At 69.6% G+C, this 7031-nt stretch carries 5 protein-coding genes and 2 pseudogenes; 3 read left to right on the forward strand and 4 right to left on the reverse strand.

Translation table 11 applies throughout. The features are described from left to right. Window positions 1-61 precede the first annotated feature (61 nt). The 3 genes from cas3g to AC01Y6_RS09130 are packed head-to-tail and all read right to left on the reverse strand — an operon-like array spanning window position 62 to window position 5331. Entirely contained in the window at window positions 62-2842 is a 2781-nt protein-coding gene (cas3g, locus tag AC01Y6_RS09120; RefSeq protein WP_476671223.1) for a type I-G CRISPR-associated helicase/endonuclease Cas3g, read from the reverse strand. Then, window positions 2839-4170, reverse strand: a complete 1332-nt coding sequence (gene csb2, locus AC01Y6_RS09125) for a type I-G CRISPR-associated protein Csb2 (RefSeq protein ID WP_476671225.1) — start codon at window positions 4168-4170, stop codon at window positions 2839-2841. The genes cas3g and csb2 overlap by 4 nt, the downstream gene beginning before the upstream one ends. After that, window positions 4171-5331 carry a type I-G CRISPR-associated protein Cas7 gene (locus AC01Y6_RS09130; RefSeq protein ID WP_476671226.1) on the reverse strand — a complete coding sequence of 387 codons (1161 nt, stop codon included), beginning with the start codon at window positions 5329-5331 and terminating at the stop codon, window positions 4171-4173. Between the two features lie 394 nt (window positions 5332-5725). On the opposite strand from AC01Y6_RS09130, the pseudogene AC01Y6_RS09135 reads away from it, so the two are divergent. The 3 genes and pseudogenes from AC01Y6_RS09135 to AC01Y6_RS09145 all read left to right on the forward strand — a co-directional run. Further along, a pseudogene (locus AC01Y6_RS09135) lies at window positions 5726-5992 on the forward strand (DUF4277 domain-containing protein); the annotation flags it as partial. Between the two features lie 55 nt (window positions 5993-6047). After that, window positions 6048-6293: an AbrB/MazE/SpoVT family DNA-binding domain-containing protein gene (locus AC01Y6_RS09140; RefSeq protein ID WP_476671227.1), complete on the forward strand. Its 246-nt coding sequence runs from the start codon at window positions 6048-6050 to the stop codon at window positions 6291-6293. Next, window positions 6265-6708, forward strand: a complete 444-nt coding sequence (locus AC01Y6_RS09145) for a PIN domain-containing protein (RefSeq protein ID WP_476671228.1) — start codon at window positions 6265-6267, stop codon at window positions 6706-6708. Before AC01Y6_RS09140 ends, AC01Y6_RS09145 begins: the two co-directional genes overlap by 29 nt. A 71-nt stretch (window positions 6709-6779) precedes the next feature. Here AC01Y6_RS09145 and AC01Y6_RS09150 read toward each other — a convergent pair. Next, window positions 6780-7031: pseudogene (locus tag AC01Y6_RS09150) on the reverse strand (hypothetical protein); the annotation flags it as partial.

Consider the following 7031-nt stretch of genomic DNA (forward strand, 5'->3'; position numbering starts at 1 on the left):
GAGGAGGCCATAGGCCACGAGGGCCGCTAGGGGAAAGTACTCTAGACGAAGGCCTGGGAGCTCAATCCTCATAGGCGATCTCTCCGCTCGCTGCCTGGTCCGCCAGGCGCAACAGGGCTTCCAGGTAGGCGAGGCCCCAGGGAGTGTACTGGAGAAGAAGCTTCAGGAAGCCCTCGGCGTAGCCCGAGGCCAGGCGCTCTAGCCCATGGCGGGTCTTCAGCCGGAGCCCCTCCACCTCCACCTCCTCCCGGTCCTCCCCCTGGGGAGGCTGGGGGAAGGGACGGGCGTGGCCGTGATGGGTGGCCACCAGGTGGCGGACCTGGGGGGCTGCCTGGAGGCTCGCCGCCCCTACCAGCTCGTGGCGCTGGCCCGGGGGGTAGCCCGCCTTCTGCCGCATGGCCCCCACCTCCCTCGGGCCCATGCGGGTTCCGCTCTTGGCCAAGGGGCCCGGAGGAAGCCCCTCCTCCGCGGGAGCGGTGAGGCGGAGCCAGGCCTGGAAGCGGGGGTCCAGCTTGCCCAGGTCGTGCTTCCGGGCGGCCTCCTCCATGTCGGGAGAGAGGTTTTCCTCCAGACCCAGGCGCCGCAGAAAGCCCCGGAGGACTCCGGCCACCTTCTCCTGGTGCTCCTCCAAGCCCTCGGGAGCGGCACTTCCCAGAGAAGGGGTCTCCCCCTGGAGGCGAAGGGCGAGGCCCTGGTAGTTGGGGTGGGCGAGGAGGCGTGCCCTCCCCAGGCTCCCAAGGGCCGCCCCGTAGGCGGCCTCCCACTCGGGCTCCACCTTGCTCCGGAGATCCTCCAGGAGGGCCCTCACGGCTTGGCGGAGCCAGCGGTCTAGGTCGTCCCCCTTTGGAGGGGGCACCCCTAGGAGGGAGGCGGTCGCCCGCGCGGCCTCCAGGGCCTCCAAGGGATCCTCCTTGCGGTTCAAGGCCACCTCCTTCAGCCCCTCCAGGGCCCTTTGCAGCCGCTCCCGCTCCGCTTCCGTCCGGGCCTCCTCCCTGAGGGCGTCCCACAGGACCTCCGGGTGGAGGCGCAGGACCCTGGGGGGCGACGCCCCTGGAGGGCGGGCCTCGGCCACGTCGCGCGCGGGTTCCCTAGCCTTGGGGTTCCAGCCGTAGGCGTCTAGCCCTCCAAGGCCCGCGGGCACGAGGAGGGTGTCCCCGGGGCGGACCCCCTTGGCTCCGACCGGCTCCCAGCCCTCCTCTCCCAGGCGCAGAACCCGGACCTCTCGGGTGCCCTCTTCCTCTCCCTCGCCCTCCCCCTCCAGATCGGAGGCCTCGGCCCGCACCCCCTCCAAGAAGGCCAGGGCGGTGGGGTAGGGAAGGGGAAGGAGCTCGTAGGTAGAGGGAAGGGGGAAGAAGTCGCCAAGCTCGGAGGGCCATTGGGCGAGGAGTTCTTCGCTCAGGTCCTTGCGAAAGGCCAAGTAGACCTCCGGGCGTTCGGGCTCCACCCCGTGGAGGAGGGGCTCGGCTTGGAGGGCCTCCACGTGGGGGTCGGTGAGGGCGTAGAGGTCCAGGAGGTCAGGGGGAACGGGAAGATCCTCCCGGAAGGCCCCCCAGGCTCCCCTTTCAGGAGGAAAGCGGCCTAGGTTTCCCCTGAGGGCCGCGATGCCGAGGTCGCCCACCTTCTCCCAGGCCTCTAGCCAGGCCCAGGCGGCCTGGAGGGAGTCCCGGGGATAGGGGTAGGGCGGGGCATCCTCCGCGAAGAAGATGGCCACGGGGGCCTCCTGCCTCAGGCCCCGCCTCCCGGCCCGCCCCAGGCGCTGGAAGAGGGCGGCAAGGGGAGCGAGTTCCGTGACCAGGGCGCTAAAGTCCAGGTCCGCCCCCACCTCGAGGGCCTGCGTGGCCACCACGTAGGCCACCTCCCCCTGGTCCAGGCGCTTCTGCAGGTCCTCCCCAAGGAGGCGGTCCCGATCAAAGGGGCGGATCCGCCCGGTGAGGAGGAGGGCCCCTTCCCCCGCAAGCTCCTGGAAGACCGCCCGGGCCGTGCCCACCCGGTTGGCGAAGACCACCACGGGGCCTTCCGCTCGCTGCCGCAAGGCGCGGGCCTCCTGGGCCATCCTCTCGGCCAGCTCCTTCGCCCTCACCTTGTGGAGGGCAAAGGGCTTCCGAACGCCCCAGCGCTCGGCAAGGCGCTTTTCGTCCGCCTCCGCGGGGTCCAGGCGGCAGCGGATCCCGGGAAGGGGCTCCGGCGTGGCGGTGAGGGCCACCACCCGGAGGGAGGGGCGGCCGAGGAGCGCCTCCACCCCCTCGAGGCGGCGCTCCAGGGTCCTCAGGGTGGCGAAAGCCGGCCCCTCGAGGTGGGCCTCGTCCAGGAGGAAGAGGCTGTCCACGCCGAGAAGCCCGGCTTCCACCGGCCAGGCCCGGGGAGACAGGCCGTAGCCCCGGAAAAGGAGGCGGCTTCCCACCTGGTCCAGGGTGGAGAGGACCACCGTGGGGGCGGCGGGGTCGGGGATGGGGTGGCGGGGGAGGGGAAGCCCCCCGCGGAGCTTCACCACGCGGAGGGGAACCCCCCCGCCCAGGTCCCGGAGCGCCTGGGCCACCTCGGCGAGGGGCCGGTCTTCCGGGGGGGCCTTTTGCAGGCGCTCCGCCAACCGGCGCGCCCGGGCCTCCGCCTGGTCCACCACCACCCGGCGGTTCACCACGTAGACCACCCGGCGGTGGGCCTTGGGGTTCACCGCCATGAGGAAGACGGCCACGTCCAGGGCTGCGGTCTTACCGCTTCCCGTGGGGAGGGCCACCACCTCGGGCCACTTCCCCTTAAGGGCCCGCTCCAGCAGGGCCTCCTGCCAAGGGTAGGGGTCGTACCCCCAGAGGGACCGGAAGAAGGCGCGGAAGCGCTCCTTCACCCTTCCACCTCCTCGGGAAGGAGGAGCCCCAGGCCGAGCCCCCTCCCCAGGCCCAGGACCAGGGGGCCACGCACGGGCTCGGGGAACTCCAGGGCGAGGTGGGCAACCCGGGAGGCGCCCAAGGAGGGGGGGAGGTAGGGGAGGACCTCCCACACCCCCGGGGCTCCCTTCAAGAAGGGGTAGGGGCCGGCGCGGAAGCCTGCAGGCGGGGGAAGGCCCAACCCCCCCAGCATGGCCTTCAGGGACTCCTCAGGGTCGCCCCGCCCTTCCCAGACCACGGGGGTCGCGCTGCGCCAGCGCCGGGCGGGCCCAAGCCAACGCCTGAGGTCCAGGGAGGCCCGGGGCCTGGGCAGGTCCTCGGGGAGGAGAAGGGCCACGCGGAGAAAGCCCAGGGGCACCTCCTGGCCCAGGGAGGCGAGAAGGGCCTGCCAGGCCCGCTCTCGCCCTTCAGGGGGCAGGCCTGGGGGAAAGGCCAGGGTGACCCCCATCACCCGGCCGTCCGCCTGGGGGAAGCCCAGGAAAGGCAGAGGCAGGAGGAGGGCCTCCGAAGGCAGCCCCGCGCGCAGGCGGTGGGCCAGGGGGGGCCACAGGGCCAGGGGCGGGGCGGGGGCCAGGGCTAGGACCCGGCCCGGCTCCACGAGGAAGGGAGCGGGCTCCTCCCTGGAGCCCTCCCGGACGTAGCCCACGGTCCGCATGGGGAGGGGCTCCCAGGGCCTGGCGGTGGGGAAGGCCCTCTCCCCCTCCGGGAGCCTCTCGGGCAGGGCGTAGAGGCGGCGGTGGCGGTTCCTAAGGGCCTCGAGGTAGCCGGGGTACCAGACCCCAAGGCGCCTCCCCCCCTCCTCCGGGACCCACAGGGGGCCTTGGCCACCCTCCTCGGTCAGGCGCACGAGGACGGGGTTCCGGGTGTTCCCCAGGCGGCCCACCCGCCTCAGGAGGCGCTCCAGGGCCGGGGCCAGAGAAGGGGGAGGGGGCTCGGCCAGGTGGAAGCGCACCACGGGCTCCCCCAGGAAGGGGGCCTCCACCAGGTCCTTGGGCACGCGGTGGCGTTCCGCCGGGGTGTAGTCCTCCGGCTCCCCTTTCGGAACGTGGTTCACGGGCACGTAGGCCCGGTGCCGGGAGAGGGGTCCGAGCTCCGGGGCGGAGATCCTAGGAGGAGGGGTTTGCTCCAGCCAGCGGAGGAACTTCTCCTCCTCCGGGTCCTCCCCCGCCGTCCCCCAGGCGTGCACCAGGGCGGCGAAGAGGCGACCTGGGTCCGGGGGCCAGGAGGGCGCCACGCCCCGTCCGCTCAGCCGGAGGGCCCCCTGGAGGTACCGGACCTCGAGGACCACCTACCCCTCCTTCCGCCTGCCCCTGGCCCTCTTCCGCTTGGTATCGGCCCGGAGCTCGTGCTGGCCCTCGTAGATCTCCTTCAGGGCCGGGAGAGGGGTAAGGACCAGCTCCTCCCCCGTCCAGCGCCACCCCTCGGGCAGCTCCTCGAGGAGGGCCTTGATCCCACCGATGAGCTCCTCCTTCGAGGGCAAGGAAAACTCCTCTTCCCCTGGGAAGGCCCTGAGCGCCACCCTTCCCACCCGGAGGGCCGTCCCCGAGCGGAGGTGGAGCACCCCCCGCTCCAAAAGGCTGGCCAGACCCAGAAGACCGAGGAGGACCAGGACCCCTTGGGCGGGCTCGGGGAGCCGCCTCTGCTCCAGGGGGATCCGGGTGCAGAGGAAGTCCATGACCCCCTCTTGGACGGAGACGTCCAGGTCCTGGAGGGTCGGGGGCACGTTGCCGAACCCGAGGGTGGAAAGCGCATTCGTTTTGCCCCTGGCCTTCCCCTTCCCCTCATTCTCGCCTTCCTTATCGTCCTTATCGTTCTTGAGGATCCCCAGTGTCCTAGCTCTCTCTTTGTAGGCCTCCGTCAACATGGCATCCCCAGGGATGCCCAAGGGATCCTTGCGGCTCCCGGGCCGGGGTACGCGCTTGGGCCCAAGGCCCAGGACCTCGGCCAGGACGGCCCGCTCGATCCTGGGGGCCAGCCTGGCCCCAATGCCCGCCTGGGCGTGGGAGTTCCAGCTGCCGAAAAGCAAGCTGTTGGGACTCCATCGGAAAAGGGTTTGGGGGTCCCCCAAGGCGAGCTTTTTACCGAGATCGGTTAGGAAGAACTCCTGGCCCGACCATTGCGAGTCGCGCACCGCCGCATCGTAGACCCGGTGGGGGAGCTGCCAGATGCTGTAGGCCGCATCGCCCAAGTCCACCCGGATGTCGTTCAGGCCGAGCTCGGCCCTAAGGGCGTAGAGGGCCTCCTCCATGCGGTTGGCCATGGAAGCGGGGCTGTCCAGGATCACCGTGTCCTGGGGTGCTCCGAGGTAGCGGTGTCCTAGGGCGAGGAGGGGCTCTAGCTTGCCGCCCTCCTCCTTGGCGAAGACGGCAGGCCGGATGCGGGAGGAAAGGGGCTCAAGGGGGATCCTGGCTTGAAGGACCCAGGCGCTCCGAAGTTTCTCCAAGCTCATAGCTCTGACCTCCTCAGTGGCACCTTCGAAGTGATCCAAGGGCGAATGTACTGGGGCGGCGTGTTGGGGTCAAGGCGTGGCCCTTGACAAGTGGGCAGTAAAGGGTTGCCCACGACCTCGAGGGCCCAACCGCGGCCCAATGCCCTTCCTCAGGGCTTTTAAGGCAGAGATGCTGGCTTCCCGGCATCGAGGGCATCTCCCTTCTCATTCTAGCAACTTCCAGACTAACAGACAACCAGACTTACAGAGTTTGTAACTCTGTAAGTCTGTTATTCACAGAGTCTGTAACTTACAGAGTACGGATGTTCCAAACTTACAGGCTTCCAGAGTTACAGAGTTACGGAGTGCGGGCACGGGGGTGGCCCTGGTCAGCCCCGAAGGGGCTACCTTGTAAGCGGCCATTCTGAATGCCCTGGGCTTTGTCTCTTCCCCCCTCTACCTCTTCGGCCACTATTGGGAAGGCAAGCCCACGGAGTGGCTCCTGGGGGAGGGCATCACCCCAGAGCTTCTCAACGAACGACGACCGCATGGGCCGCAGGCTGGGCAGCCTCTACCAGGCGGGGTGAAGGAGCTCTTCCTGGAGGTGGCCAAGTTCAACGAAGCTACCTTGAGGGCGCGCCAGGCCTTCTCCTTCCAGGTACGGGCCCCGCATGAGGACGCCAAACCCCCCAGCGCTTGAGCTCCCGGTGTTTCTGAATTTCCGATATGCTGAAACCGTGAGGATCCTTATCTCCCTTTCCAAGCGGGGGCAGGTCACCCTCCCCATGGAAGTCCGCCGCGCCCTCGGGCTAAAGCCAGGGGACCCCCTGGTGGTGCGGGTAGAGGAGGGGCGGGTCGTCCTCGAGCCGGCGGTGGTGCTACCCGTGGAGATTTACACGGAGCAGAGGCTCCACGAGTTCGCCGAGAACGCCCGCGTTTCCCAAGAGGAGCTGGATGCCTTCCGCCAAGCCTGGGGCCTCTAGAAAGGCGCTCATCTTCCTGGACGCCAACATTCTTTTCTCGGCCAGCCTAGGAGGAGAGGTGTTTGAGGTCATCTGGCAGGGGGCGAGAAAGAAGCGCTACCGGCTGGCCACGAGCCCCTACTGCCTTCTAGAGGCCCGAAAAAACCTCCTCCGGAAACGCCCCGAGGCCCTTCGCAAGCTGGAAGACAAGCTCGAGGCAGTGACCCTGGTGCCGGAGGCCGAGGGCGCCCCCTGGATGGAGTCCTTGGTACCCGAGAAGGATCTTCCCGTTCTGGCGGCCGCCGTGGCTGCGGGCGCCTCCGTCCTCCTCACGGGCGATACACGCCACTTCAAGCCCCTGATGCTCCGCCAAGACCTACCCCTAAAGGTCCCAACACCGCGCGAGTTCATCCTCACCTTCCGGCCCGAAAACTAGAGGAGCCGGAAGCTCCTGCCTGAAGCGAAGCCCACCCGAATCTCCCCCCCGCGGTACCTCAGCCTAGTGGCTCAAGCGGGGTCGTCACACAGGCGGATGGGCTCCACGCGCCGCACCACCAGGCGCCGCGTCTTGAGGCGCACCTCCCCTTCCGCGTAGACCCCGCTCCCCAAGCTGAGGCCCTCCAGGAGGCTCAAGGGGGCCCAGAGGGTGAGGGTGAAGGGCTCCTTGAGGCGTCCCCCGGGGTTGGGCCGCACCAAGAGGCCGAACCTCCCCTCCTCCCGGTCCACGAAGGCCACCCGGCCCTGGGCCCGGAAGCGGGG

Source organism: Thermus sp. (assembly GCF_056332225.1).